The organism is Marinobacter sp. G11 (assembly GCF_021282325.1).
Lineage (GTDB): Bacteria > Pseudomonadota > Gammaproteobacteria > Pseudomonadales > Oleiphilaceae > Marinobacter > Marinobacter vinifirmus.
This window is the reverse complement of record NZ_JAJSPB010000012.1, coordinates 64,028-89,560: the sequence shown is the minus strand read 5'-3', so window position 1 is coordinate 89,560 and position 25,533 is coordinate 64,028. Positions and strand designations below refer to the sequence as shown.

At 52.5% G+C, this 25,533-nt stretch carries 26 protein-coding genes; 5 read left to right on the top strand and 21 right to left on the bottom strand.

The window, feature by feature from the left end:
* Positions 1–78 precede the first annotated feature (78 nt).
* The 12 genes from LWH94_RS09850 to mobH form a co-directional block, all read right to left on the bottom strand.
* Entirely contained in the window at positions 79–909 is an 831-nt protein-coding gene (locus LWH94_RS09850; RefSeq protein WP_232902087.1) for a hypothetical protein, read from the bottom strand.
* 71 nt (positions 910–980) lie between these two features.
* Positions 981–6,470, bottom strand: coding sequence for an Ig-like domain-containing protein (locus LWH94_RS09845; RefSeq protein WP_232902086.1), 5,490 nt, complete (start codon positions 6,468–6,470; stop codon positions 981–983).
* A 264-nt stretch (positions 6,471–6,734) separates the two neighbouring features.
* Positions 6,735–7,127: a TraA family conjugative transfer protein gene (traA, locus tag LWH94_RS09840; protein WP_232902085.1), complete on the bottom strand. Its 393-nt coding sequence runs from the start codon at positions 7,125–7,127 to the stop codon at positions 6,735–6,737.
* Positions 7,128–7,142: 15 nt separating this feature from the next.
* Positions 7,143–7,688, bottom strand: a complete 546-nt coding sequence (gene traV, locus LWH94_RS09835; RefSeq protein ID WP_232902084.1) for a type IV conjugative transfer system lipoprotein TraV — start codon at positions 7,686–7,688, stop codon at positions 7,143–7,145.
* Positions 7,689–7,700: 12 nt separating this feature from the next.
* Complete coding sequence (locus LWH94_RS09830; protein WP_232902083.1) at positions 7,701–9,026, bottom strand: TraB/VirB10 family protein; 1,326 nt, start codon at positions 9,024–9,026, stop codon at positions 7,701–7,703.
* Entirely contained in the window at positions 9,023–9,970 is a 948-nt protein-coding gene (locus LWH94_RS09825) for a TraK domain-containing protein (RefSeq protein WP_232902082.1), read from the bottom strand. The genes LWH94_RS09830 and LWH94_RS09825 overlap by 4 nt, the downstream gene beginning before the upstream one ends.
* Complete coding sequence (locus LWH94_RS09820) at positions 9,960–10,583, bottom strand: type IV conjugative transfer system protein TraE (protein WP_232902081.1); 624 nt, start codon at positions 10,581–10,583, stop codon at positions 9,960–9,962. The genes LWH94_RS09825 and LWH94_RS09820 overlap by 11 nt, the downstream gene beginning before the upstream one ends.
* Positions 10,580–10,861, bottom strand: coding sequence for a type IV conjugative transfer system protein TraL (gene traL / locus LWH94_RS09815; RefSeq protein ID WP_232902080.1), 282 nt, complete (start codon positions 10,859–10,861; stop codon positions 10,580–10,582). The genes LWH94_RS09820 and traL overlap by 4 nt, the downstream gene beginning before the upstream one ends.
* Before the next feature lie 501 nt (positions 10,862–11,362).
* A complete protein-coding gene (locus tag LWH94_RS09810) occupies positions 11,363–11,992 on the bottom strand; it encodes a DUF4400 domain-containing protein (protein ID WP_232902079.1) in 630 nt (209 codons plus the stop codon).
* Positions 11,949–12,500 carry a hypothetical protein gene (locus tag LWH94_RS09805; protein WP_232902078.1) on the bottom strand — a complete coding sequence of 184 codons (552 nt, stop codon included), beginning with the start codon at positions 12,498–12,500 and terminating at the stop codon, positions 11,949–11,951. The genes LWH94_RS09810 and LWH94_RS09805 overlap by 44 nt, the downstream gene beginning before the upstream one ends.
* 51 nt (positions 12,501–12,551) lie before the next feature.
* Positions 12,552–14,417, bottom strand: coding sequence for a conjugative transfer system coupling protein TraD (traD, locus tag LWH94_RS09800; protein ID WP_232902077.1), 1,866 nt, complete (start codon positions 14,415–14,417; stop codon positions 12,552–12,554).
* Positions 14,414–17,464 (bottom strand): MobH family relaxase, encoded by a 3,051-nt coding sequence (mobH, locus tag LWH94_RS09795; RefSeq protein ID WP_232902076.1) that lies wholly within the window; start codon positions 17,462–17,464, stop codon positions 14,414–14,416. The genes traD and mobH overlap by 4 nt, the downstream gene beginning before the upstream one ends.
* Before the next feature lie 136 nt (positions 17,465–17,600).
* Between mobH and LWH94_RS09790 the strand changes: the two genes are divergently transcribed.
* From LWH94_RS09790 to LWH94_RS09770, 5 genes are read left to right on the top strand one after another with little or no spacing between them, the layout of a single operon-like run.
* Complete coding sequence (locus LWH94_RS09790; protein WP_232902075.1) at positions 17,601–18,233, top strand: hypothetical protein; 633 nt, start codon at positions 17,601–17,603, stop codon at positions 18,231–18,233.
* Entirely contained in the window at positions 18,206–18,505 is a 300-nt protein-coding gene (locus LWH94_RS09785; protein ID WP_232902074.1) for a hypothetical protein, read from the top strand. Before LWH94_RS09790 ends, LWH94_RS09785 begins: the two co-directional genes overlap by 28 nt.
* Entirely contained in the window at positions 18,468–19,046 is a 579-nt protein-coding gene (locus LWH94_RS09780) for a hypothetical protein (RefSeq protein WP_232902073.1), read from the top strand. The genes LWH94_RS09785 and LWH94_RS09780 overlap by 38 nt, the downstream gene beginning before the upstream one ends.
* A 21-nt stretch (positions 19,047–19,067) precedes the next feature.
* Entirely contained in the window at positions 19,068–21,284 is a 2,217-nt protein-coding gene (locus tag LWH94_RS09775; protein WP_232902072.1) for a DNA topoisomerase III, read from the top strand.
* A gap of 17 nt (positions 21,285–21,301) precedes the next feature.
* Positions 21,302–21,607 (top strand): hypothetical protein, encoded by a 306-nt coding sequence (locus LWH94_RS09770; protein WP_232902071.1) that lies wholly within the window; start codon positions 21,302–21,304, stop codon positions 21,605–21,607.
* An 89-nt stretch (positions 21,608–21,696) separates the two neighbouring features.
* Here the strand turns inward: LWH94_RS09770 and LWH94_RS09765 are convergent, their stop codons facing one another.
* The 9 genes from LWH94_RS09765 to LWH94_RS09725 form a co-directional block, all read right to left on the bottom strand.
* A complete protein-coding gene (locus LWH94_RS09765) occupies positions 21,697–21,945 on the bottom strand; it encodes a hypothetical protein (protein WP_232902070.1) in 249 nt (82 codons plus the stop codon).
* Positions 21,946–21,962: 17 nt separating this feature from the next.
* A complete protein-coding gene (locus tag LWH94_RS09760; RefSeq protein WP_232902069.1) occupies positions 21,963–22,187 on the bottom strand; it encodes a hypothetical protein in 225 nt (74 codons plus the stop codon).
* A 209-nt stretch (positions 22,188–22,396) separates the two neighbouring features.
* Complete coding sequence (locus tag LWH94_RS09755; RefSeq protein ID WP_232902068.1) at positions 22,397–22,582, bottom strand: hypothetical protein; 186 nt, start codon at positions 22,580–22,582, stop codon at positions 22,397–22,399.
* 277 nt (positions 22,583–22,859) lie between these two features.
* Positions 22,860–23,105: a hypothetical protein gene (locus tag LWH94_RS09750; protein ID WP_232902067.1), complete on the bottom strand. Its 246-nt coding sequence runs from the start codon at positions 23,103–23,105 to the stop codon at positions 22,860–22,862.
* 74 nt (positions 23,106–23,179) lie between these two features.
* The gene (locus LWH94_RS09745; protein WP_232902066.1) at positions 23,180–23,542 is read right to left on the bottom strand and encodes a type II toxin-antitoxin system PemK/MazF family toxin; all 363 of its coding nucleotides are present in this window, start codon (positions 23,540–23,542) and stop codon (positions 23,180–23,182) included.
* Entirely contained in the window at positions 23,542–23,802 is a 261-nt protein-coding gene (locus LWH94_RS09740) for an AbrB/MazE/SpoVT family DNA-binding domain-containing protein (protein ID WP_232902065.1), read from the bottom strand. The genes LWH94_RS09745 and LWH94_RS09740 overlap by 1 nt, the downstream gene beginning before the upstream one ends.
* 533 nt (positions 23,803–24,335) lie before the next feature.
* The gene (locus LWH94_RS09735) at positions 24,336–24,596 is read right to left on the bottom strand and encodes a hypothetical protein (protein ID WP_232902064.1); all 261 of its coding nucleotides are present in this window, start codon (positions 24,594–24,596) and stop codon (positions 24,336–24,338) included.
* Between the two features lie 17 nt (positions 24,597–24,613).
* Positions 24,614–24,922: a hypothetical protein gene (locus LWH94_RS09730; RefSeq protein ID WP_232902063.1), complete on the bottom strand. Its 309-nt coding sequence runs from the start codon at positions 24,920–24,922 to the stop codon at positions 24,614–24,616.
* Positions 24,903–25,316, bottom strand: a complete 414-nt coding sequence (locus LWH94_RS09725) for a hypothetical protein (RefSeq protein WP_232902062.1) — start codon at positions 25,314–25,316, stop codon at positions 24,903–24,905. Before LWH94_RS09725 ends, LWH94_RS09730 begins: the two co-directional genes overlap by 20 nt.
* Positions 25,317–25,533: the final 217 nt, after the last annotated feature.

The following is a 25,533-nucleotide window of genomic DNA, read 5'->3' as shown; positions in this document are numbered from 1 at the left end:
AAACAGTTTATAGCTGGAGGCTAAAAACGAAGGGCTCTGAAACCGCCCATTTTGGGCAATTCCAGCGGGTTTGCCTGTCTACGAGTTGTCGGGCACTTGAGAGGCAGGATCCAGAGGCTTGTTCCTGTATCGCGTATAGAGGGAAACAGCACCACCGACTACGGTCATTACCATTGCACCCAGGATTGAAAGCAGAGCGAGCTGGAAAATGGCTGTCCCCAAATGGTTTAACCATTCGACGGACTTCACCATGAGGATGTCCGGTAGCATCGGAAGTAACTTGAGCACCCCCCAATACGCGGCGATCACAACCAGAACTGCAAATGCGCCCCGCATACTCCCTCTTAGATCCGCACCACTTGGCGTGGAGTGCAGCCCCAACATCATTGCCACCACCAACACGAGGATTGTCTGCCAGCTATTTGTCTTGCCCAGCAGATCTGCGCTCCATTGCCCCACCACATTCACGGTTCCGGAGTGCATCAACGCCTCATCACTGGACAGAATGAGGTATTCGTGAAGGTTGGGCAGCCCCGACAAGTAAAAGGCTGCATAGACCAGATATGAAGCGGCGATTAAAGGCGCGATCCCTGTGAAGAAGATGCCCAGGGAGTGAACGAAATTGTATGGATTGTACCGGTAAGACACATAGCCCAGGGTTTGGGATTGAGGGTCGGGGTAGTAGAACCGAATCCCTGTCACTTTCATTCCAAATGCCATGGCCGTTATAGCATGGCTAAGCTCATGAACTGGCGTACCAACACTTCCTGATAACAATATCGCCTTGTACCGGTATGGGCCAAACGCCCGGTAATACAATTCGTTTGCGCCCCACAGTGCCAGGCTGGCCAGCACAGGCACCCCAATCACTTTGGCCAGTTGCAAGAGAGCACCGACAATTTCTTCCATGCTTACTCCTGATTTCGCATGTGAAAGAAAAGGCCCGGCAATTCGCCGGGCCATCTCTCCCTACTTTGTCATTATTGAACAATTACCGGATCTGAAGCGTCTCCAGCATCATCAATACCAACAACTTCGATCATCGGCATGATGTCGTCATACGTGCTCTTGTAGAGCCGCAAACGATAAGACCTGGCCGCCAACTCATTTCCGTTTACCTTCCACTGGTATGACTGCATATCGCCGTCAACGTCCTCACATGTAGCCCTCAACATCCAGGAACTTGAGCTGTCTGTTACCTCAACCTCACAGGTTGGAGGTACGTTGGGGACAACGTTGAACGTTTTGGTTTCGGTGATTTCCTCTCCCATCAGAGTTTTGATGGTCAGGCCCACATCGTGCTGTCCTTCGGGCAGCTCAAGCCGGGCAACAATGCCTCTGGTTTCGATGGGTTCACCATTCACGGAATACGTGTAATCGGTGACCTGATCTCTCGGATGCCCGCCCTGGACGGAGGGACGGAGATAGAGCCCAAGAGGTGCCCTGTTGTGCGAATTTGAGGCATTGAAGCTGATTCCTACCTCATACGGATCAGCCTCACCGACCTCAAGGGTACGCTCAACAACAGCATCGTTACCTCTGGCGTCAGTTATCGTCGCCTTCAGGGTGTAGGTGCCAGGCTCAGTGATCACGAGTTTGCGCAGATCATCCCAACGCTTATCGGTCACTTCCACACCATCACCCTCTGGAATTTCCCAGGTGTAAACCGGATTATCCAATTTCCCACGGAACGACAAAGCTCGCGCATAGGCGCTGACCTCCACCGGAGCAACCATGGCGGATGTTCGGGTGTAGAGAGTGAACTTGGGCCAAACGTACTTCCAGACTCGGGCATAGAGCTCCCGTGAGGCCTCTGTTCCAGCGTCCTTAAAGCCTTCTACCCACGCCACGTAATTCAGCTTGATGCGACCAGTCTCCAGGTCTTGTTCCGTTGGCGCATAGGTCAGTGTTTGTCCCGAAGCCTGCTCTCCATTCGGCAGAACAAAGTAACCGTCCATATCAACTTCCATGCCGCGATAGGGAGGAGCAAGTTGCGCCTCGTATTGGTACTCTTTGCCGACCTCAATCACCTTCGGGCCTCGGAGGTAGACCTTCGGGCCTCGAATCGGCTGGAAGCTTGCGCTAACACGGGCACGAGTATAGGCGTAGCGGTCATCATCCGGGGCCGTGGCATCTCGAACCCACGCTTCAAACCGGAACCGTTTTGGCTCATCGCTGCTCACTGTGTAGCTGTCGCCCACATGGAAGAAGCTCTTGCCCCGGTCTTCTGTCCACTTGATCACAGCGTCTTCCATTGGTTCGCCATTTGGCCCAACCGCTTTGACGTTGTAGGTTTCGCTGGTTCCCACGAACATCGTTTCAGCACCCTCTACCTCCACGGTCACTTGGTCATACGCGATAACCTCAACTGTTTCGGTATAGGACTCGATCCCCGAGTTGCTGTTGATGATTTTGGCACGAACCAGATACTCACCTTTCTGGAAGGTGTTGTACCAGCGCATTCGATTGCGGTCTGTTCGCGTCTCGCTTTCCCAGCTCTTGCCACCATCTGCACTGACCTCCCACACTACATCGCCAGTTGCAGCGCGGTCGCGGAGATCCTCCAGGCCGACCTGCAAGACGGTCGTAAATGGAGCAGGCCCGGACAGGCGTCGAGCTTCTATATCAGCATCAATTGCACCACCCCGGAGAACCGTCATGTAAAGACGCTGACTCTTCTCGATCCTTTCATAGCCCTCAATCGGGCTCTTCAGACGAGCTTCAGCGATCAGGCGCACAAGACGATCAATACCGGTCAGATCCAGATCGAAACTAACGCTTCCATCCGGCGCATCAGTGAACTCAGTCATTGGTGTGATCTCGTTGAAACGCTCTTCGCGTCCCAAGCGGATTTCCCACTCGCCCATCACTTCTGGGTCATATTCCATGTCTGGAGCCATTAGATCTGTGATCTGCACAGAAACCGGCAAGGGGGCATTATCCAGAGCTTCCCGAACATCGCCCACATCAATCCGAGGCGCTATGTTGTCTCCCGGAACCGCAATAGCTCGAATGGTTTTTTCAGACGAAATTTCCGGCAGCAGATTGTAAGCCGCGTCAAAGCTAAAGCTGGTTTCATCCCATAGCTCAGCAGGCTCTGTATTCAACCTCCGGTATATCTGACTGAACATGCCACGACCGGGCTGGAAGGTTTCGTTCGTCAGCTCTTCCTCTCCACGCTGAACCCTTATGTCGAGCGGGCTTGGCTCAGCATCAAAGATGGCATCACCAATATGGCCGCCTTCTTTGGGCACCATGTAGAGATCGTCCTGGTAGTGATAGGACGACCAAACACGAATGTCCGGTGCCGGAGGGTCAATGGCATCAATGTCATGGCTTTCGGTAGCCAGCGTCACTCGTGTTCCATTGCGAGAGAAAATGCTGACGCGCCAGCGTAATTTGTGGGCGGTCTTCTCCCTCAAGGTGCCGAACAGATACGGTGTGGTAGACACGGGATCCTGCTGGATGCCATCCGGGACTTCGACCCACTCAAACAAGCACGTTTTGCTTGCGTCTCCGACCCTTCTGGACTCGGCGGCGTCTTGAGCGCGAGCAGGATCCAAGGTGAGAGAGCAGGATGGGCCTTTGCTTTGTTTCATCCGAACATCAAAGTCCTGGATAACCCGATAGACTTCGTTCAGATCGTTCATCGGTTTATACCCAACGGATCCGAAGGCTGAAGTCACCTTCAGGGTTTCGTGACCGCCACCAACGCGGATTTTACGGCCATCCCCGCTGAACAGGTACATGCTGTAGCTGACGGGCTGCTCTCCCAAGGCCACTGCCTGACCTTTGAGTGCGGTCATTTTAAGACCTTGCGCCTCAGCAGAGACTTGCTCGGTTTCATCCGGGGTTTCATCCCATTCAATCAAACAAACAGGATCCCGGATTGGATCCGTAGATCTTGCGGCCTCTTCATCGCTGGTAAGGCGACATGCCACGCCTGTTTCTGGTGAGGCGGTAATACTCACCGGATCAATGACCTGACGAACCTCCCAATTCTCAGCCGAGAGCTTGGCCTTACCCTCCCATGTATTCACGTTCAGAACCAGGACAGGGGAGTTTGGCGCTGAAGTCATCACCAGAAGATTGGAGGTGCCTTCGATACCACCTTCAGCGGGTCGGAGTGGCAGATTTATCCTACCTCCAGAGCTGGCAAAGTTATGTTGGTTCATAACTGACATGGTTTCGCCAGGACGGATCACCACACCATTTACAACCAACGGCACTTCAGCATCTGAACGCAATGTTGCGAAAACATCATAGGTGCCGCTCACCACGGTATCGCCGCTGAGTGTTATCGGCTCCGTTTGAATGACGTGGCCACCATCAAGACGCTGGAACTCCTGAGCGACAGCCGGAATCATCAGCTTTCCATCCATGCCATCTGCCAACGAAATCTGGCGAGGCTCGTAACGGAACTGAAAATCTTTCGTTGTCGCGTTTTCCTGAGCGTCCATTGCGGTCACTGTCAGCGTGTAGCCCTCCCCTGCTTTCAGGCTGGGAAACATGATGGGGTACTCAAGCCGGAATATACCGGGGGATTCTTCACGCCAAGACAACTGAACGCGATCATCAGCCGGGCCGCCTTCCAGGCGAATGTCTGTGATCTGAGGTTCGGTATCGTAGGTATCCGTAACCGAAATCAGGAATTGATCCAGAGTTGATACCTTTTCGCCGCCCGTTGTCTGGATGTCCAGTTGGGGAGGCGTCCGATCTGAAGTCATAGGGAAGAGAGCGATCTTGGTTTTCGGGCCATGCCGCTCCTGAGCCACGGCATAAAGGTTGAAATTACCTTCTGGCAGAGTCTTCAAGTCCCACTTGAACGTGTAATTTTCCTTGTTTTCCTCAACCTTCCCGCCGCTAGGAGAAAGGGTATTACCCTGCCCATCTTCAAGCCAGGCATCACGCAGTCTCAACCGATCAAAGTATGCTCCCCTGCTGGGTTGAGTCACATACACCGTCACTTCTTGCGAGCCCTCATCATATTCGTAGCTGAGCGACGGATAGTGCTGATCATTCCAGTTAACCTCTGCATACCGGACATACCCCATGAGCTTCTTGTCAGCACTCCGCACCACTGCGGGGTTATGGATATAGCCAGTTGTACCAGGCTGCATAGTGTAACCAGAACTGATGATACAGCTTGTTTTTCCGGCAGGGATTGTGCAGCTACCGCGATGTGACGCGACTTGATCGTAAGGCCTCTCATCGACATTCACACGGATTTTGTCAAACGACAACGGGAGCAGGCTGTTATCAATAGGCTGCCGGTAGAATGAATGCCAACCCACATCACTGAAATGATATTCAACAGAGCGCAGAACAGGCGTTTTCGGGGCTGAAGAGGCAAGATTCAAGCTATAGGAGATACCAGCACCTCCCCACTGGCCGAAGTTCGACCACCGCGTATAGTTACCATTGGTATTGCCGTATGGGGCCGACCAGACGATATACACGTAATTGCTGTCTGTTCCGACAACGCTTTTTTCACCCATATAGTTAACCAATGCGATGCCGCCTTCGGCATATTGGTGCCAATTATCCTTCGGCACCCGGTAAGCCAAGCGAATCGGGTTGGTTTTCACTTCCATACCGGCTTTATAAGGCACAAACCCCTTTAGCCCTGGGCCAAGAACATTACTGGAGTTTGGGTCAAACACCCCAAAGGGTTTTGAAGGCGCATCCGTTATGCTGTCCCAGCGCACAGTCTGTTTCTGAGACTTCCAGGTATTACCAGCCTGGTCTTTAACTTGGATTTGAACTCTGAAGTTCTCATCCAAATTAGAGGGAGGGAAAAAGCCTGAGTCATTCCTGGCGTCAACTCGCTGGCTCGGCACATCGTAGTTGGCTTTGCGCTCAAAGTGCAGAGAGCCGTCTCCCCGATACAAGGATACCGTTGCTTCCGCAATTGGAGAGGCATCCGTTACGTCAGTGACGCGAAAGAACGTATCGGCGGATCCCCCTCTTCCAAGTTTCCAGACGCTTCCGGAAGTAACCTGGCCATACCCACCATTGGTGGCCGTCATTGATGAGGCTGAAGGCGGCGTGGTGTCCACTATCATTTCATGGCTATCCACCTTTATGGACGAGCCATCACCGGCCAGGATTTCTGCCTTCAGCTCATAGCTGCCCTGCTTCGGAGCCGGGAGGCTCAGAAACGCTCCGTAGTATTGATTGCCTCCGACAGTGATTCTGTCGTTCGCCCCAAGCAGCTCGCTCGTTTCGCTTGATAACACCTTCCCGGCACTGTCCAGGATCGACATCCGGACTTTCCGATCTACCCCGGCACTCAGGGCAAAACTCATGTTTCCTGTAGGGTTCGCATAGGTCGTATTTGGCTCAAGCGTGTGCTGAGTGCCGTCTGCTCCAGTAAAGGAGTATTGCAGGAGGTCGGCCTGAACCCCTCCTCCATAGAGCAGCGCAAACGCACCAGCCGCAGCCAGAGCCTTGCGTTTTATTGTGTTCATCGGTTTCTCCCTTGCAAGGTGGATTAACACGCAGTTAATCCTAACAAGGCAAAGCAGAAATCTTGCTCTCTCTATTTGCCCATTTCGGGTGCATAACTGTGTGAAGCGACGACAGAGGTAAAGAACACCGATTTCTTTCACATGTGAAAGAAATCCAGGACTGGAGTTGAGGCGGGATGTGTTAGGCAAGCCTGAAATGAAAACACCCCCGACTTGCGTAACAAGCCGAGGGTGTGTCAGGCTTCAACTGCAATCAGGAAGCTATCAGCCACCCAATCCGTTGCTGAACTGAATTACTGCTGGAGTCATGGTCGGAGCCTTCTCCAGAGTTGCGGTCATGATCGCGTCGATGATGTCCGGGCTGTAGTTCAAACCCATCCCACCAGCGATGCCCACAGCAAAGGCCATCAAAGACTGCCTTGCGATACCCGCAATGATGCCGACCAGAATCATGGCACCTGCCACGATTTTACCGAGTGTACCGGTCGTCCACTCACGCAGAGTTTCCCATACGGTGTCGAACGCCACATCCGTACCACCGCCACCTGCATACGCAGCGTCTGAGAGAAGAAATGCCATAGCAACGCCGCCCATGGCCAGCGCAGCCGGGGACTTGCTTACGGTTTTTACAGTTTCAAGGGTTTGCTTGATGCTCATATTAAGCTCCTTTGCTTACTTTCCAGATTGCAGAGGCCTGAAAACAGGCTCATTTCCAGTTTCACCTTTCCCAATGACCCAACGGCGCGGCTCAATTTCGGTATAGACATACCCGGTCACAATCAAGTCTCCGTTCGTGTCCTCCCACGGTGCCACCCAGATTCTCATGACTTGCGCCGGAGTTCGGATGGGAACAGGTTTGTTGGGGAGACGCGGTGAAACATAGTTATCAATCACCTCATCTCTCTCCACTTTTTCAGAGGAAGTCTTGCGAGTTTCCTCATCTTCAGAGTCGGCTTCTGCCTGCTTCTCAACGTCTTCCGGACTCATTGGCCGTGGCACTCGCCCGTTATCCGTTTCGGCATACACCTCTCTGGCCGACATGCACTGGACACCATTAGGCATTCCAGGACATGCGTATTCACTTTCACCGATGTTGAGAGCAGAACAGCCACTGAGCGTTGCAAGGAAGCCACCTGCTATCAGCATCTTTGAAAATGGTACTAAAAGGGATTTAAAACCCTGGCCTCTCTTTTTGCCCTTTTTGGTAACTTTCAGCATTTTTCCGCCCCTTTATTCAGCTTTTGCACCGCGAACCTTGAGTGAGGATCCGCGAGTGATGATGACTTCTACCTGACGGCCAGCATCAATCTCGATTACCGGGAAGATGCCTTCGGCCATGTCGATATAGAACTGAGCAATACGATCAAGCGCGTTACTTGCACCCTTCGCAGCGGCTCCCTGAGCGAACTGACGGGTGAAGTCGTTTTCCTGATACTGAGTTCGGCCATTGTTCTCAAGGCTCAGAGTTGGGATCGCATCAACGTCAAACGCCTCTGCTGCGCCACTCAGGAATCCGGCCATCAAAGACTTGGCAATAATCTGGCCTTGCTTGGACACCAATCGGCCACGAACACCGGCTTTGCCGTCTTCACCAACCGCATAAGAATCCAGCGGTGCCTCGATCACATCACCGTTATCTTTCACGCAGGAGAGCGTTTCGCCCCTCAAGTACGCCCTTTCAGAGCTCAGATCACCATAGCCAGAGACAATCAAGAAACACTCCCTAATGTCTGCTCGGTATCGGTTAGGAAGGATGGCTTCCTTCTGAATCCGCAAAGTGGCAGGGAACGGATCCTGTCGAGCGCCCTGTGCTGTCGGCGCATCCATACCGTTAATCAGGACACCGGTAATGATGGAGCCCGCTGGCATAAACACTTCTTTCTCTTTGGCGTCCTGCTCCTCGGACTCATCCTCACTCGCTGTATAGGAGGAGTAACTGGCGATCATCATCCCTTTGGGCTGTGTTTTTTCACCTCTTCGGCCACGCTCCCCTTCTGGAGTCGATGGTGAGGTTTCAGGGACGGGAGCGTTCCGGAAAAACTCTTCCGGATCAGCACCGGCCAGCTCGTAGTTGTCAGAAAAATCTCTGCTCTCTGCTGAGGCTGGCGCGTTGCTGGCGTCTCCCTCGCTACTGTCTTCCGCGACATCCGGTGAGGCATCGTCTTGCTCTTTACGTGACACAGGAACCCCTTCCTCTCGCAGCTTCTGAAGCTGTTCTTGCACACGCGCCATATCACGGCTCAAAGCTCTGCTTTCCTGAAGCGACCGTTCGCCTTTTTCCAGTCGAGCCTGGATCCTCTCCAGCTCCTTTCGGAGATCCCGGTTTTCGCGGGTCATCACCTCAAGGTCAGCGGCCAGTGCCTCCAGACCAACCTCACGAGTATCAGAGTCAGTCAGAATGTGCCGGATACTCTCTTCACGGCTGGTTGTTTTCGGACGAGTGTCCGATTCGTCGGTAAAGAAACCGACAAGAACCAAGAGCCCCAAACCCGCCAGCGCAATAACCGCTATGCGCTTGGTTTTGGGGGTCATTTTTTCCCAAAAACCTTGCATCATTGCGCACCTCCACTCAGCAGTGAGGGTCGTTTGGATGAAGGTGCTTTACCCTTGATTTCCTTCCGGGCGATATACACCTCTGTTTTCTGGCCAGGCTCCAAGACTTTATGTGGCCAGGTTGTCACCGCCGCGACATCCCAATCACCACAAGTTGCTTCCTGAAACTCAATGGCATTGCCGGAAACGTTTTCCGCCACACCAACAAAAACGGACAAGCTATGGCCGATAACCATTTGTCCTTCGCGGAATGAGGCTTCAATGCCTGGTTGGTCACATACTGGTGGGGCTACCGTGTCAGGCACTTCTGTCATGGTGTAGCCCTGCGGGATCTCTCCCAGCGCCAGCTTGCGGAATACCGTCCGGATGGTTTCCACATACGGCTGGCTCTTTTCCCATTTCTCAGCCTTTGGGCTGGAGTAGAGCCCACCAGCAATGCTTTGACCGTCCATCTTGAGGAACACTTCACGAGGCGGGATTTTTCGAGGAACCATGGTCAGACTAAGCGCCTGGGTTTCGCTGCCCTTCTCAGTAATAAACATGGTGACCGGGTGCTCCTTGTCAGTCGCCACGTAAACCACATTGTCTTTAATGCACACTTCTCCGCATTCCCCCTCTTTTTGCCCGCCTGAAAGAGAGGTGGACACGACTTCAGGGTTACCAAAAGGCGTAACAATGCGGTTCGGATGGCCTATGGCCACCGGAATTATCTGGTTCACACCGGGCGTCATCGTCAGCACGGCTTCTTCTGAAATGGCGGCTCCTCGCATCTGATTCGTGCGACCTGCACGTTCTTGCGACCCTGTATCAAGGGCAACCTTGCGAGCCTGCTCGTTTGCTGTTTTCATAACGCTGGCTGGAACCACGGGGATGGCATCTTGAGCCATAGCGGCAGTTGATGTGGCCAAAGTCACAGCCAGCGCCAATGCTGATTGTTTAATTTTCATTTTCGCTCCGGCGCTCCTCTATTTTCCTCATCCGTTCGAGAACTCGCTCAGTTCTCGGGCGATCACTGTAGGTATCCACGTAATTGATAACCGGGAGATAATTGGCGATCTGAATCTTGAACTCGTAGGTTCGTTCGTCACGCTTTTCGATGCCGTTGGTAACGCCTCTGGTGTAGGAGTACCCGTAAACAAACACTTTGTTGCTTTTAGGTTCGTACTCCACAAAACGCGGCTCAAAGCGAATGGTCACGCCGTCACGCTTGATCTGCCGGGCTTGTACTTCCAGAACATTGATGACATCGCTGTAGATGGCCGGAGACAAAAGCCGCTCGATGCGCTGTTTAATGAAGTCAACGCTGGCCGGGGTCACATTGCCGAGCAGTTGCGCCAAGGCAAAGCCCCACGATTCCTTATACCCGGTTGAAGCGTTCTCCTGCGTCACCCATGCTTCATCTGTCAGGGTGAACGGCTGAATGGTGACAATCGTTTCTTTGCGGAACAGCAAGCTTCCCAGGACAAACACAATCACCAAAAGGGCTGCGATGAACAATCTGGCCCACCGGTTCTCAGCCTGTGTGCCCTCCCAGGTTTTGAGGAATGACTTCAGATTCACGGGAAATACCTCCGGACAAATGGATTCCTAAAGCACTTGCCTTTGGATACCGGAATGCCCGCCCAATACAGGATGTGCAGCAATAGGCCATCTGGATGGTTATCCCGGAATTTACGATAGAGGTTTGTTACGAGCAGACCTATACCTGCACAAATCAACAGGTTATCAATCATGACCCCAACAAAAATCCCCATTAACAGCGGACTCAACTCATCCGCACTCCACATCAGCAGGTGCGGCGGTTCATCAACTCGCCTTGGAATTCGGACAGGTTTCATAGAGCACTCCTTTTGTTGAATGCTCTTATTTTCTGACAAGTGGCTGATAATGCTGCTGTCTGTTCCCGCCCGTTTTGGGCAATTCCAGCAGGTTGAAACAAAAAACGGCTCCCGAAGGAGCCGCAGGTGGGAGGATAAGGAGAAAAGGGAGGCTGCTCACCTGATGAGAGGAGCAAGCACACCCGATAAGCTAACGCCAGAGACTTCCAGGCCAGCAATTACGCCCGCCGTGAAAAACACAAACCAGACCCCCTTTAACGGCGATGTTTGTTCTTTCGCGTCATTATGGGCAAACATGCAGACTCCCTTTCTCAACCGATCCGACGATGATTATCAGATAGCTCGCCCCCAATCACACAATCTACTTTTGCCTTTTTTGGGTGCATAAGAGGTCATTGCGGAGGGAATTTCTTTCACATGTGAAAGTTTCCGAGGAGCGAGACTTCTTTCACATGTGAAAGTCTTCAAATCAGGTGCCTTACAACAAGACACCTGAAACGGTCAGATACGCTTCTGCAAATTGCCGACCATTAGCCCCAGCAACACACAGCACACCATCATGACCACCGGGATGATCACCGGATTCATGGCTATTGGGGCGCTGAAGGCAATCACCAGACCAACCAGCAAGCCTCCGGAGAGCCTTGTACTGTAACGGTGAACAACCGGGGAGGCGTAATCAAAGTTCGTCCGCTTGATCTGCCGCGTCATAAGCCCATCGTAGAGAGCAGGCAATAGCAGCAACAGCATGTACGGAGCCCACATCACCAGAAGTGCGAAGCGCGACATGAATTGGTAGACAATATCGGCAAATGCTTCAATGCGGCTTTGAACCCACCGGAACCACCAGCTCCCCATGTCTTGCATACCTCTGGAGTTTGCTCGCTGGTCGTTGCTGGGAATCATCGTCCGATAGATCCCCTCGTAAAACCCGGAGTCCATCATGGCCGCCTGATACCATTGATCCGCTTTGCCGTAGATCCATGTGCGGGCTTGAGATCCGAGATTGGCCTCAATCAAGCGACTCTCTTTTTCAATAGTCCGGTTTGTCCAGTCCCCTGGCACCAAGACAAAGACCACGGCCAACTCAATGACCAGCAGCCATGCCACCAGCCAAAACGGCTTCTTCATAATTCACTCTCCTCAGCACATGTCGAATCTGCTCACTGGTGATCAGTTCATAAAGTGCAGATCTCAACGATTTTTCGTTTTGATGTTCTTTGCGATGAATTTCCAGACTCTCGGGATCCTGTCGATTGCTGTACCACTCCCCGAAACTGATTCCACTCTCGATAGTCCAGCAACAGCCCTGCGAGTCCCGAATCTCAATCTCCAGCACCCTGGAGGTTTCGGAAATCAACGCTTCGATGAAGATCCCAAACCGAATCGGATCCTCAATCTTCGATTCGTTCTCCGCGTGGACAGCCTGGCTATAACGGGCCAACGCACCTTCAATAATTTCGTAAATAACCGGTTCTTGATCGGCGTAAATCTGGTCAGAAATGTATTCACAGATCTTTTCTAAAACGAACTGTGAAAGCGGCCAATCGAACTGCAACAAGTGGAGCAGCTCGATATTTTTTCTTCCCCGAGATCGCAACCCTTCTAATACCCGGTCATAAGCACTCGCTTTTGACATGCTTTAAACCTCGAACTTTCTGATCTTTCTGAAACTCAATGACTCATCCGGCTACGTCAAAATAGGAAGCCGCCCTTTCACCAAATGGCCACCGGATATTTTTGCGATGAACTCCAGGTTGGGGAGCATCCCGAGTAACTGAGGCGGAAACATTTCGCACTCCTCTTCCATGAGACGTTCCCCCTGGTTGCCTCCGTGCATAATGGGCTCATCACCATGCGTGTTTTGCCCTTGTGTCCTCATGACATATTTCACGCGGGTTTTCGGAAGGTTATCGGTGATGTATTCCTGGGTTTCCTTATCCACGATCCGAAGCGCAAAGGTATTGTTGATGTTACCCAGCACCTGAATTGCTTTATCTTTGCTGCCCATCCGAGCCGCAAAGTCTGCAAAGGTCTGGGTAGCCACGAACAAGCGCAGTTTTGCGCCCCGGCCTTTGTTCAGGAGCTGAATGAAAGGATCATTGATGACCTCAGCCGCCTCATCCACGAAGATGTTTACCTGGCGGTTATTGACCCCAAAGTTGTACCGGTCACCGGCCACAGCGGTCAGATCAGAAAGCAGAATCGAGCCGATGGCGCTGCCCACCATGTTGTCAGTCAGTGAATCCAGACCAATGTAGGCAACCTGGCCGTTATTGATGATCTTTGCCGTATCGGTAATTCCTCGGGAGTCATCCAGATCTTCCGGATCCGGGGATAGCATCTTGCCCAGCTCTCCCGAAGTGAGCATGTTCATGATCGGCAATAAATTGGCGACCATTTTCGAGAAGTGCGTGGAGTCGTGCTGGTACATGCTCAGCAGGCCTTCAAGCTCTGAGCTGGACTGTTGAGGCTGAATAACATCGTGATAGAACCGCGCCATGGCAAAGGCCATCTTCTCTCGGCTTCCGTTCTTCACTTTGTCACGGTAAGGCTCTGCTTCCGCTTCCCACTCGCCGGGCATTACCTGTTCGGCGTATGCCTCAACCGCATGAATAACAAGGCCAGCAGCCCCACCTTCCAGAAACCGACGAAGAAGGCGTAGGTTCGGGCGCTGGTACGTCATCACCAGTCCTTGGGCAATGTTGTTCAGGGCTTGCCAGCCGAAGGATTTAAAGGGATCCGCACCGGCCTCCGAAGGAATCAGGGCCGCCAGCCGGGAGGCAATCTCTGTAACTCGGGTGAAGTTGCGCAACGGGTCAATCCGGACGGACTCTTCAGGGAAGGCCGGATGGAACGAGACAAAACGTTCCGGCTCTCCCATGGCTTCACAGGCCCGGCGAGCGTTATCCCTCATCTCTTTATCGCCCTTCGGGTCAATGATAATCACCGCTTCGCCCCGGAGAATGGCCTGGGAGATCAGAATATCGAACATCCGGGTCTTCCCGGCCCCGGTGGTTCCAGCAATGAGGGTGTGTCCTTCTGTGTGCTTCAGCGGCTGCATTAATGTCTTTTCTTTGGGCTCAATACCATGAATCCAGGTCGCCCCCATGGGCTTTTCTTTCTTGTCTTCTTTCTTGCCAAATAATTTGCCGAACACCCCCGGAGCCGTTTGTTGATTCACAACATTCGACCAGTCCATCTTCATTATCTCGAACACTCTCTGAGTATGCCGGTTCTCCCAATCAAAACCTGTCCCAACCCACATTTCGTCTGGGTTGCCAGCAATCTTCTTCCGCAATTCCTCAAAGGATATGAACTCCAGATCCCGGCCTCGCAGGTGTTTCTGCAAGTTGGCGAGCTTTATGGCTTTCGGCAGTTGAGCCATGGCCATAACCCCACAGATTCCGGTCATCCAATAGAAAGGCTCCGGGGGCATCGCACTGATCTGGTTAACGCCGAGCGCAGCGGCGCTGGCCGCCACCCAACCGTAAACAGCCTGCCGCTCATAATTGGGTCGCCAGGGCATCTCGTATTCAAGAGGGTTGTATTTCATTGCCGATTGTCCTCAATGAGAAGGTGCAGTTTCCCTTGTTTGTAAAACATAAAAGGCCGCTTCTGACCGTTATTCAGGTGGCCTCGAAGAGCGGCTTTACTGATGTCAGCGAACTCACCGGCAATCACTTCAAACGACTTGCCGCTGGTCACTAGAGACTTCCCTTTCGGGCTTTGTTCTGTCCGTACAGGCTCTACAAGCCATCGACCCTCACCTTTGATCATCATGTCTTTGAGCTTGGCTATTGCCTGGGCGGGTGTAACCTTCTTGGGCGTAATCTCTGCAATCTGATCATCAGACGCACTCTTGCCCTTGGACAGAATCTGAGACTCCTCGATCTCCGGAATCACAACCTCCTGCTTGGCAACAGGCTTCTTTGTTTCCTGAGCTTTCGTCCGGCTGGATTGTTTTCTCGGAGGACGCACCCGCATGGCATTCTGCTTAGGCGGCTGGTCGTCGCCCGGCTGCTTGTTTGATGTTGATCTTGTCTGGGGCTTCCGAGGCTTTGCGGGGGAGGCTTGTTTCCTGGCAGGGGGCATCGCCCGCTTTTGTTCTGAAGAAGCATTTTTCTTGGCCCCGGCACTGGATTTTTTGCGGGTGGCGGCCTTACCAGTCATCCCCGCCAAAAAGCCTGCGAGCACAGCTTCTTGCGACTCTTCCCGCGCAGCTTCCGCTCCACTCAAAGCCTTTCTGACCAGTGAGCCGAGGCTTTCAATCAACACCAACCCCTGATACCGGTCGTCCGACTGAATTTTTTTACCCGGAACCACTGGGTCTTCAGCAATGGCCTTGGCTTCCCAGAGCGTGTTCAGAATATCTGTTGGTTCGCCCAATCGCTCCGCACCCTCGGGAAAGACAATGGCCGGACGATGGTTCAGCATGAACAAGGTATCCCCCAGCTCCATATCCCCATCCACGACAGGGAGTATCGCTCTCTCCAACAGTCCACGAGCCTTATCCGGGAAGGCGCTCAGTGTTTGAGCCAAAGCGTCACGATCAGACAGACTCTCGCTCTTAGATGAAACTTCCTGCTGCTGGAGGCTTGGTGTTGGCTTGCCTGGGCCAACCTGCTTTTCTGGTGCAGACGAAGCCTGCGTCACTGGCTCGATCTCAGGCTTAACGGTAGGCTTGTCCGTTTCAGGCTTCTTGCTCTGTTTCGGGGAGTTTTCTTGCTTTCGGGCTTTCGATTTGGCCTTGGCTTTGGTTCCAGGGAACAAGTTGCTCAGGTCGAAATCGCCAGCAGGATCACCTATGTTCTCGCTGGAACTTTGTTCGGATGGTGCTGTTATTCCGCTCGGGCTTGTTTGTTCTGTTGGAACAGTGTCAGCCTGCGCTTCCTGGCTCTCAGGCACACTTTGTTGTTCTGGCTCACCGGCATCTCGTGCAGCCTCTTCGTGTGCCTCATCACTCTCAGAAACCACGCTGCTTTGTTCTAATGCGTCAGACTTGGGTGCTTCTGCTGGTTTCTGGCTGTCAGCTTTAGGCTCCTCCATTCCGAAGATCGACAAGGGAACGCTGGCGCTGGAATCGCCGTTAAGAAGACCATCCAGCGGTGAGTCATTTGAGTTGTCACTCTGCTGACTTGTCACAGAAGCGATGACTTCATAGGCATCCTGGAAGTTTGCTCCAGAATCCTTTTGCTTATCCGATTCGGCTTCTGTTTGGTCAGAACTTTCCTGAGAGGCCTCGCCCGGTTCTTCAGTGGTCTCTTGAGCCCCAGGCTGATCATCTCCGTTTTGGCCTTCTTGAGATCCCGCATCCAGGTTCTCGAATTCAATCGAAGGTTCTGATGATTCACCAATCAAAGTCGCGTTAACAGGCGCAGGAGGCTCAGTGGTGAACACCAGCTCATTGGATTCAAGCCGCAAAACCATGAGCTTCACAGAACCGGCAGGGCGGCCTTCTTGGAGCAGCTCCGGACAAAGTTCCCAATAGCGATATTGCGCCTGCTCGCCTTGATCACTGGCCACGACATTGGGAATGGCAAAGCCACGTTCAATCAGGATGTCCGCCAGCGTGTCGGGATCACGCGGGATGCCGGGGATTTTGTCTTTCGTGATTAGCTCATAAAGATCGCCCAATTGCCTCCAGGTGATGAAAACCCCCTGATGAACATGCCACACGCGGGCACCGGGCTCGTTGACTTTCCACTTGCCGGTTTTGACGAGACGGCGAATCCCATCGAACACATACCGCTCGACCGGGACACCATAGGAAAATTCATCAACATCCAGACGGCTTTGCTTCAGATCTCTGGCAACGCTTTCCTGGTCAGCCTTGAGCATCAACCGGGTAATGGGTTGATTGGTGCTGGTGCCAGCAATGGCCTCCAGCATTCCTTCCAGTATTTCCGGCCCGGCCTCCGACAGAAACTCCAGGGCATCGGCAGGAATGATCCGCTCGATGGTAAGCAGAGAGAATTGCTCATGGCGTTTGTGGCGGTTATCCCGCCAGCGAAGAAAGTAATGGTCGATCTGATTTTGCTGAGCCCATCCGTACAGAGAGTTCGCATAAGGGTTCCAGGTAACAGCACCGTCTTTGTCCGTAACGGACACATCGGAGAGCGGCTTACCAACATCGTGTAGCAGGCCAGACAGGCAACTGGCCAACCGCCATCTCGGCTCATTATTCCGGCGCTCACGAGGAGAACCCTCCATGGAAAAGATGACTGCCTCGGAAGCCTGCGCAACCCAAAACGCCACCTCCAGCCCGTGCCGGAAGAGTCCGCCAGCGCCCCGGTGATGGTGCGCTTCTGAGGCAGGCAGAAGGTGAACAAACTCGGCGTACCGTTTAATGACTGGCAGCAGCAGTTTCTCATGCTGTTCCCGAGTAAAGCCCAATGCATTGCGGATCCGTTCCACCAGATCCCTTTGGGTTTCCACCACCTTATCTATGGGGGCCACCGGCAATCCTTTTGCAAATGGCGGATACCGGGGGATGTCTTCTTCAGAAAAGGTTTCCACAGAGTTGGCTTGGGCAGAAACCGGCTTTCCAAACAAGCGAGAAATAGCGTTTAACATTAAGGTCAACTCTGGTTGATCAGACAAGATGCTTAATCGTCCCAGATTTCTCTTCCCAGCAAGAAGCGTGTTTCTGTCCAAATTGGGTAATTACAGCCGCAAGGGTTTTGAGGGGGAGCCTTTAGACTTGTTGCACGTTTAACGGCTGAACAGGAATTGCTCAATGAAACGATTTTCGCTTGTTTTGATTTCGGCGGCCCTGGTTGGTGGCTGCGCCAGCTCCCCAGAGCCCCAGCCTGAACCCGAATTCACTCCTATTGAGAGTAAAGAACAGCGGGTAACCCGAGATCTTACTTTGTCCTGGGACAACATGGGTCGTGGCGGGGCCGCTCTGCGACAACCTGCTTATATCCATGTGCTTGGCCAGGGCACCCTTCAAACCTCCGGGAATGACGCGAATATTCCGGCCCCTGAAAAGGACGCTGTTAATCCGAATGAATTGGCGGGCGTTCTTGACGACATTGATTCTGCCGCCAGCAAAGAGACTGAAGATACCGGGAAGGTTGGCTTCTCTCTGTACGAGCTGTCCCGCTGGGAACGGTTCTGTGATCAGGGCGAGGGTATGGATGAGCCGGATTGGAAGTTCGTCACAAAGCATGGAGCCCACGAAGGCATCCCATCTATTCTCTCAGACTCCTGTGATCCTCCATCCCATAGCTATGACGATTACCTGAAGGCATGGACAAACTTTTGTACCAGCTCCGGTGTTACGTCAGCGCAGCGCGACATCGTTCGCAACAGTGTCAGACCGCAATCACGAGTGAACCCATGTGCCGCACTTTCTCTCAACCAATAACGCTTCAGTCATCGGAAGATTTACTGGCTCGCAAGGCTGAGCTCTGTGATGAGCTGCTGGTGCTGCTCAAAGAAGCGGGTGTGCGCGGATCACCCAAAGACGCTTGCCTGGTCATTGCCGGAGTTCTGGACAACTTAGCGAACTATCACGATGACGTTGCTTCACTGGCCGCTCAGTGGCGGCCATTCATTGAACCTGAGCCATCCGCATTACGTCTAATCAAGGGAGACAATCATGGATCTGCCCATCCTGAAATCATTCCCAGAGATTAGCGATATGCCACTGGCAAAGTCGCTAATCGTCTTTTCAATGACGCGCCCTGATGATCAGGATTTTCTTCTGGGCCAATGGTTGCAGATTCTTGCAACCTCCGACCTTCACAAACTGAGCGGTGCGTTCCGATGTTCTGCTGACATCGCAAAAGCGAGCAATGCGTTCCAGTGCCCCTCAGACATAGCGAAGCCCAATGACATCATCTTTTTCAAGGAAGCGACTTTAATCGGACTGTTTTCCTACTTGCTTGAAAAGGATCTCGATGAAGCCTCCACCGATCTCGATTATGAGCTGATCACCGGCATTCTGAAAAAGCTCTCCATGGCAGCGACGATTCAATGCCTGAACCGCGCCGGTGCCGTGTATTTACCTTCGCTTCCTTTGTCTGTTGACCCAGACACAGAAGACGACATCGCTTTTGAGCCCTACACCCTGTCACAACGGCAATATGAATTTGAAGCCATTCCCGGTTTCGACGCCTTTGTGGCTCCAGCCATAAAAGCAGCCGTCACACCCTACCCCTCAGCTACTTACCATTGATGGCCGCAGAAGGAGCGCCTTATGGAACTGTATCTCTGTGAAAAACCTTCCCAAGCCAAAGATCTGGCCAACGTTCTGGGGGTTAAAAATCGTGGCGAGGGTTTCCTGCATGACGGTCAAGGGAAAACGATCACCTGGGCTTACGGCCACCTACTGGAAATGTGCATGCCAGACGACTACGACGAGAAGTACAAGTCCTGGTCGCTGGATACCTTACCGATTGCACCGGACAGTTGGCGGCAAAAGGTGCGGAAAGCGGCGTACAAACAATACAAAGTGGTTGAAGGCCTCCTGAAGCAAGCCGGGACAGTCTATATCGCAACGGACTATGACCGAGAAGGGGAAGCCATTGCCCGGTCGCTTCTGGATCGGGTGAGATACTCAGGCCCGGTAAAACGGGTCTGCCTGACCGCACTGGACGATACCAGCATTCGCAAAGCCTTGGCGAACATCCGGGATGGCAAAGACACCATGCCGCTTTACTACGCTGCCATGGCTCGCCAGCGAGCAGACTGGCTGATTGGGATGAACATCAGCCGCCTTTACACTGTTCTAACGCGACAGATCGGGTTTGATCAAACCTTGCATGTTGGCCGGGTAATCACCCCCACGGTAGCCCTGGTCTGCCAACGGGATCTGGAGATCCAGAACTTCAAGCCCTCTCCCTTCTGGACGCTGGAAGCTGGCATCTCTGTTCAGAACGGACAATTCGCCGCGAGCTGGGTGCCGCCTGAAGAATGTTCTGATGAGCAGGGTCGTTGTATCAACAAAACATACGCCGAGCAGGTGGCCGCCCAGGTCAAAGGTGCCCAGGCTATCATCAGCAAGGCTGAAACCAAGGCCGGGAAGGAATCAGCCCCTCTCCCCTTCGATCTGACTTCCTTGCAGCAATACGCCAGCAAGCGATGGGGATACACCGCTCAACAGGTTCTTGATGCCGCGCAGGCTTTGTATGAAACGCACAAAGCAACCACCTATCCGCGTACCGACTGCCGGTATCTCCCGGAATCTCAGCGGGAGGACATCCCGGACATCCTCCAGTCCATGATTCTGTCCGATCAGAACGTTTCTGGGCTCGTGGCCGGTGCGGATCCCAACAGGTCTTCCCGTGCCTTTAACGACAAAAAGGTAACGGCCCACCACGCCATTATCCCAACACCGGCCCGAACCAACATCCAGGCCATGTCAGAGGTCGAATTCAACCTCTATGATGCAATCCGCCGTTTCTACATTGCACAGTTCTACAGCGCCTTTGAGTTCAATCGAACCTCTATCGAGGTGACCTGCGGCAACCATCTCTTCGCAGCCAAAGGTAAGATGCCACTGAAACAAGGCTGGAAGGTGCTATTCAACTCTGACAGTGAAAGCTCCCCTGCGGATGAAGGCGAGACAGACGATGCAACGAAAGAACAATCCTCCCTTCCTCGGGTAAACCAAGGGGAGCCTGCCCTTATTCTGGATTCGTCACTTCAGGACAAAATGACACGGCCACCGGCCCACTTCACTGAATCATCGCTGCTATCGGCCATGGAGAACATTGCCCGGTTTGTGACAGAAGAGAAATTCCGGCAGATCCTCAAAGACACCGCTGGCCTGGGTACTCCAGCCACTCGTGCGGGCATCATCCAGGGAGCCGTAGACAAGGGTTACTTCAAGCGCCAGAAAAAGGTGTTGTTGGCGACTGAAAAAGCTCATGCACTGGTGTCCGTTCTGCCAGCCGCCGTTAAATCACCTGGCATGACCGCTGCCTGGGAGCAGGAGCTGGAGAAGATTGCTGCGGGTGAAGGAAACATGACGACCTTTATGGCCCACATTTCCAAATGGATTTGCGGATTGGTCGATCAACTGAAGCAGAACGCCGGAGAGTTGACCCAAGATGGCGGCGTTCTCGCCAGAGCGTTTTCTGGCGCGAAAGCTCCCGCTCACCAATGTTTTGCATGCGGCGGCACCCTCAAGCGCATTAAAGGCTCCAAGGGCTTTTTCTGGGGCTGCCAGAACCCACCTTGTCGAAAGACTTTCCCAGACAACCGGGGGAAACCACAGGATCCTTCAAAAGCCAAGGAACCACCCAAGAATGCGCCCAAGTGCCCGGAATGCGATTCCCCGATGCTACGGCGCAAGGGGAAACCAAAAGACGGAAAGAAAGCCTCCTCATTTTGGGGATGCTCGAACTATCCCAACTGTAAAGGCACCAAGCCAATCAAATCTCGACGTAAACAACCCGCCCTCGACAGCTGAAGACGGAGTAGTAGTTAATGTTCAAAGCCAAGTTAACCGTAGTTCCAGAAAAGCTCTTTATGGATGATGCGCTGCCCATGCCCGCACTGGCTCTGCTTGCCCGGTTTCGTTCCCATTCAGACGAGAATGTTCTGATCGCACCTAGTGTTGAGGCGTTGTGCCAACGCTGGAATGTGCCGTTGGCACACTTCGATGTCCTCATGGAACACTTAACCGGTCATGGGTATGTGCAGGTCATTTGCCGAGCCCCTCAATCCACCCCGAAACGGAATTGGGAAGTTCGTCCGCCTATTCATAGAACTAATCACAGCGAAACACCATGAAGCTCACAGCCCTCCAAGCGAGGGCTTTTTCTTGATTCAGGGACAAGACTCCGGAATTTCTCAACTAACGCATCCATGGCGCATTCCCATTATGATTCCAGGCTGTTCGCCAGTTCGCGTATCTCATCGCTCAGGGCAATTAGGTGTGCCTTCTTTAGAGACAGCGCGTAAACGTCATCACAACCATCAGAGAATCTGGCTTTCCCTGAATTCGTGGCCTCCACGTTAAAGATTCCCGCGCTGGACAATGCATCCAGAATCGTAGGTTCCGAAATGGTGCCATCTGTCGTTGCGTAGGTGTCGCCTTGCTCCTGCTCTTGGTCAAACTCAAAATTCATAGCGTCGTTTTCCAATCTTAGTTTCTGTCGGCATAGTTACGCTTTAAGCGGCGAACACCCAACGACAACAGAGCAATAGTTGCAGCAGTCAAAGGCAAAGTATAAAGAACCCATAATGCTGTTACCGTGTGGTGAAGTGCTGTATCAGGAGCGGCGTTAGCCACGTAGGTCAAGCATCCAAAAATAACGGCGCCTATTACCAACACCGAGATGCACAATAACAAAGCGTTGTTTTCTCTCATGTCGTATTTCCCATCAGTCTTTGACTAGAAGTATTGCCATTAATCCCCCTGAAAACCCGAAAGCGATCAGCCAGGACGAAATACCAGGGATACCGGCAGTGGCAAGACCCGAACAAAACACCCCAAGAGAAAACGCTATTAGCCACTGCCTCATGTCAGGTGCCGGTTTGATCTGTTCATGAAATGCTCCTCAGCTTTGCGGATTCCAATCAGGTGTTTTTTGGCTTATCGCTGTACTTCCTTCGAAGCTCTCTCATGTGCTCAACCTTTTCCTTGCTGGACGGCACCGCCTGGTGAGCTTCATCCATTATCAGGGTCACATGCTTGTTCGTGTTTGCGCGGATCGCTTCACCAACGCTCTCAGGCGCGTTCGCCAATTCGTTCTTGTCGCACATAGCGCTTCCTCGAATTCCAATATGAAAATGAGTCAATTCGCTGAATTTTTCTAGTCTGCTGCACGGCTATCCAAATAGTTTTTTCTAAACGTCATCAAATACCAAACTGGGAACATCACCAGGAACACTGGAGGTATAACATAGGAAATCCAGTGCCATGTGATTTGATTGACAATCTTCCACTGGGCTGTTGCCTTGTCCGCTTTTGCATGTAGCTGGTTCATGGCCTCGGTCTTTACTCGCCCTTTATCCATTACTCTTCATCCAGGTTTCCCATCTATTTATGCCTGACCTTTGGCTTCTGAAAAGCGAACGGCAACCAACTCGCTGCAAACAAGAGAACACCAATGCCTACCAGTAATTGACTGAAGGTGTATTTGGCACCGAAGAACATGACAGAAATTGCACCAACTGCGAACAGAATCATCGGAATCAGAAAAGCCACGCGGGCGGAAAAGGTATTCAGTGGTCTATCAACCAACAGGCTCGTTACTTGGCGTTTCGTCAAAAAGTAGTCCCTCATGCTTCGATTCTCCCGAATTCCAATACTTAGCGATTACGCCACAACACTGCTGTAACGCTAACAACGGTTTCCCACTACTCAATGAATTTTTCGATCACGCTATCCGCACCTATCAGAGGGATAATGCGAACCAGCACCTGATCCATCACACCATTCTCTGCCTTGGTGATAAAATCAGCCTTCCGGTCTTTCCAGGACAGCGTTTGAATGAGGCTCGATGCGACCACCGAAGGCTTTTCCAGGTTATCCACTGAAACTTCAGTTGCGGTACCGCGAATGCTTGTACTGATCGGGCAGCAAATTAAGAGCCCGGTCTGTTTGTTGTACTGCTTAGACGAAAGCACCAGTGCTGGCCGATACTTGCCGATTTCTTTGCCCTTTGTGGGCTCGAAGTCCAGCCAGATGATGTCGTTACGATCTGGAATGTACTGAGCCATCAAACACCCATTTCGGTTGAAGAGGGCTGCGCAAGCTCGTCAGCGTGAGCGCCATGGGCATCTAGCCCTTTCAGCAGATCGGCTTCCGAGAAGGGGAGATTAACCCTACGCGGAGCCTTCTGTGCGGCCTCAATCACAATCTTGCCTGCCTTTACATCAATACTGATCGGGCTGGATACATCCAGTTTGGCTTGCGCCAGGATCTTACTGGAAAGTCGCACGGCAGCACTGTTTCCCCAGCGTTTGATTTCGCTTTGCATGACAACCTCGCGTTAATGATTGTAGCTACATATGTGTCTACTTTAATTCGGACATCTGTTGGTGTCAACACATGTATCTACATTTTTGGCGGCTTTACGCCTTTCCAGATAGCACCTTGCCGGGCAACCATGCCACAGACGTTGGTCAGAAACTCCAAAACCTCATCCTTCGATTGGAAATGCAAGGCACCACCTGTGCCAACCTTATATCTCTGCCCAATCTGCTGCATATCACATCTCACTCAACAAGCTCTTTCTCAGTCATAGACTGAAACCATTCGGTCATCTCAGCCTGAATGTCGTCTTGCACGGGCTTCATTGCTCCAGCATCCAGCCTCAAATCTTTCGCCCGATGGAGCTGTGGGCTTGAAATAAAGTTGGTAATAAATCAGCGCCGAAGGCCGCATAAAATGGATTTGCGAACACGACCCTGGAAAATAGAATAGGTAACTTTTGGCAAAAATTCGCTGTTCAAACGCCGGAAAGCCTGCAACCCGTACTAATAAAGTTGGTAACTTTGTACCGGTTTCCAATCATGTTTCGCCACGCTCAAGGCCATCAACGGAAGGCCCCGAACCACCGTCGCCACCGTCGAAATCACCAGCAAGATGGGCAACAATCAGTTTTCCAGATCCGCCATCATTAAAGCGCAGGCTTCCAGAGCCGGTTCCACCAAAAACTTGGATTCCCAGCGCCTCGGCTTGTTTGGCGTACCTCGAAAGCCCTTTGGCAATGCGTTCGACCTCTTTGGTGTCGAGCCCCGCCGCCTCACATTCCGCGTCATTCACGTACATGGCCGAATTCCCACGTTCTATTGGTTCGGATTTACCGGCTTTCTCGGGAACACATAGTCCTTGCCATCCATAATCCACATAGCCAGAATCCCGAAGCCGCACAAGTTGATCACCAGTCCAAATGTGCTGATTGCGCTTTCAGATAAATTGAGGCTTTCAGAAGCGTTAAGGAAAGCCGTTATGTGCTCAGCAAAGCCTGAGATCGGCAAGCCAATTAGCATGGCAATGAGCGCAATCACGAAGCGGCGAATCTCTTTGCCCCGACGCTCCAGAAAGTAGGCATCGAGGTAGGCTTGATTAGCTGAGCTAGAGCTCTGATGTTTCATGTTTTTCCTCCGCTACACAGTAATCCAGGACATTTCTGCAATCTGAAAAGATCATCCCAATTACACACAACTCTGCGGGTGTTACGCGGGAGTGTTCTGTCGTATCAATTCTGACAACAACAAACGGCTTCAGGCGCAGATCCAGCGAATATAAACAGGATTCCAGCTCCCAGGCCAGTTTGCCGGGGTCAGCGACAAGATCCGTGTCATTGCTGAACTGATTTTGTGGCTCTGGATGCCAAGTCTTCAGTATTGCGGCATACCGCCCGCCCCCGCTCACGCGCAGCTCATTTTTACTGATTGTCACCTCCAAAGGCGACATGGTTGCTCGCCGGGCTTGCCATGGCATCAGAAGCAAGGGGATAGCACCTATCGCTGCCAGGGCAATAAACATAACGCCCACGGTTTCGTACAGGCCTGCGTAGCTTTCCTCCCCAGCGACGTACCAGATCGCGTCCGGAAACGATGCAGCATGCCACCAAAGAGCCCCTCCTGCCCCGCGACACTTAAAAGCGCAAAGAGCCGGGATCGAGGCCGCCACGCTTGGTAAAGCTCTGGATTGAACCCTCCGGCGACTCATTCAGAGAATCGAGTCGCGGATTCTGATCACT

What these genes read in the sequence shown, in the direction of transcription:
- LWH94_RS09745 (WP_232902066.1), bottom strand. Translation starts at nt 23,542, where the DNA reads ATGGCTCAGTACATTCCAGATCGTAACGACATCATCTGGCTGGACTTC.
- LWH94_RS09760 (WP_232902069.1), bottom strand. Translation starts at nt 22,187, where the DNA reads ATGAGAGAAAACAACGCTTTGTTATTGTGCATCTCGGTGTTGGTAATA.
- LWH94_RS09785 (WP_232902074.1), top strand. Translation starts at nt 18,206, where the DNA reads ATGTGCCGCACTTTCTCTCAACCAATAACGCTTCAGTCATCGGAAGAT.
- LWH94_RS09780 (WP_232902073.1), top strand. Translation starts at nt 18,468, where the DNA reads ATGGATCTGCCCATCCTGAAATCATTCCCAGAGATTAGCGATATGCCA.
- LWH94_RS09730 (WP_232902063.1), bottom strand. Translation starts at nt 24,922, where the DNA reads ATGAAACATCAGAGCTCTAGCTCAGCTAATCAAGCCTACCTCGATGCC.
- LWH94_RS09825 (WP_232902082.1), bottom strand. Translation starts at nt 9,970, where the DNA reads ATGAAAATTAAACAATCAGCATTGGCGCTGGCTGTGACTTTGGCCACA.
- traD (WP_232902077.1), bottom strand. Translation starts at nt 14,417, where the DNA reads ATGAAATACAACCCTCTTGAATACGAGATGCCCTGGCGACCCAATTAT.
- LWH94_RS09805 (WP_232902078.1), bottom strand. Translation starts at nt 12,500, where the DNA reads ATGTCAAAAGCGAGTGCTTATGACCGGGTATTAGAAGGGTTGCGATCT.
- LWH94_RS09740 (WP_232902065.1), bottom strand. Translation starts at nt 23,802, where the DNA reads ATGCAAAGCGAAATCAAACGCTGGGGAAACAGTGCTGCCGTGCGACTT.
- LWH94_RS09850 (WP_232902087.1), bottom strand. Translation starts at nt 909, where the DNA reads ATGGAAGAAATTGTCGGTGCTCTCTTGCAACTGGCCAAAGTGATTGGG.
- LWH94_RS09775 (WP_232902072.1), top strand. Translation starts at nt 19,068, where the DNA reads ATGGAACTGTATCTCTGTGAAAAACCTTCCCAAGCCAAAGATCTGGCC.
- LWH94_RS09810 (WP_232902079.1), bottom strand. Translation starts at nt 11,992, where the DNA reads ATGAAGAAGCCGTTTTGGCTGGTGGCATGGCTGCTGGTCATTGAGTTG.
- LWH94_RS09735 (WP_232902064.1), bottom strand. Translation starts at nt 24,596, where the DNA reads ATGTACGTGAATGACGCGGAATGTGAGGCGGCGGGGCTCGACACCAAA.
- LWH94_RS09725 (WP_232902062.1), bottom strand. Translation starts at nt 25,316, where the DNA reads ATGTTTATTGCCCTGGCAGCGATAGGTGCTATCCCCTTGCTTCTGATG.
- traL (WP_232902080.1), bottom strand. Translation starts at nt 10,861, where the DNA reads ATGAAACCTGTCCGAATTCCAAGGCGAGTTGATGAACCGCCGCACCTG.
- traV (WP_232902084.1), bottom strand. Translation starts at nt 7,688, where the DNA reads ATGCTGAAAGTTACCAAAAAGGGCAAAAAGAGAGGCCAGGGTTTTAAA.
- LWH94_RS09765 (WP_232902070.1), bottom strand. Translation starts at nt 21,945, where the DNA reads ATGAATTTTGAGTTTGACCAAGAGCAGGAGCAAGGCGACACCTACGCA.
- LWH94_RS09770 (WP_232902071.1), top strand. Translation starts at nt 21,302, where the DNA reads ATGTTCAAAGCCAAGTTAACCGTAGTTCCAGAAAAGCTCTTTATGGAT.
- traA (WP_232902085.1), bottom strand. Translation starts at nt 7,127, where the DNA reads ATGAGCATCAAGCAAACCCTTGAAACTGTAAAAACCGTAAGCAAGTCC.
- LWH94_RS09750 (WP_232902067.1), bottom strand. Translation starts at nt 23,105, where the DNA reads ATGAGGGACTACTTTTTGACGAAACGCCAAGTAACGAGCCTGTTGGTT.
- LWH94_RS09755 (WP_232902068.1), bottom strand. Translation starts at nt 22,582, where the DNA reads ATGTGCGACAAGAACGAATTGGCGAACGCGCCTGAGAGCGTTGGTGAA.
- LWH94_RS09790 (WP_232902075.1), top strand. Translation starts at nt 17,601, where the DNA reads ATGAAACGATTTTCGCTTGTTTTGATTTCGGCGGCCCTGGTTGGTGGC.
- LWH94_RS09830 (WP_232902083.1), bottom strand. Translation starts at nt 9,026, where the DNA reads ATGATGCAAGGTTTTTGGGAAAAAATGACCCCCAAAACCAAGCGCATA.
- LWH94_RS09845 (WP_232902086.1), bottom strand. Translation starts at nt 6,470, where the DNA reads ATGAACACAATAAAACGCAAGGCTCTGGCTGCGGCTGGTGCGTTTGCG.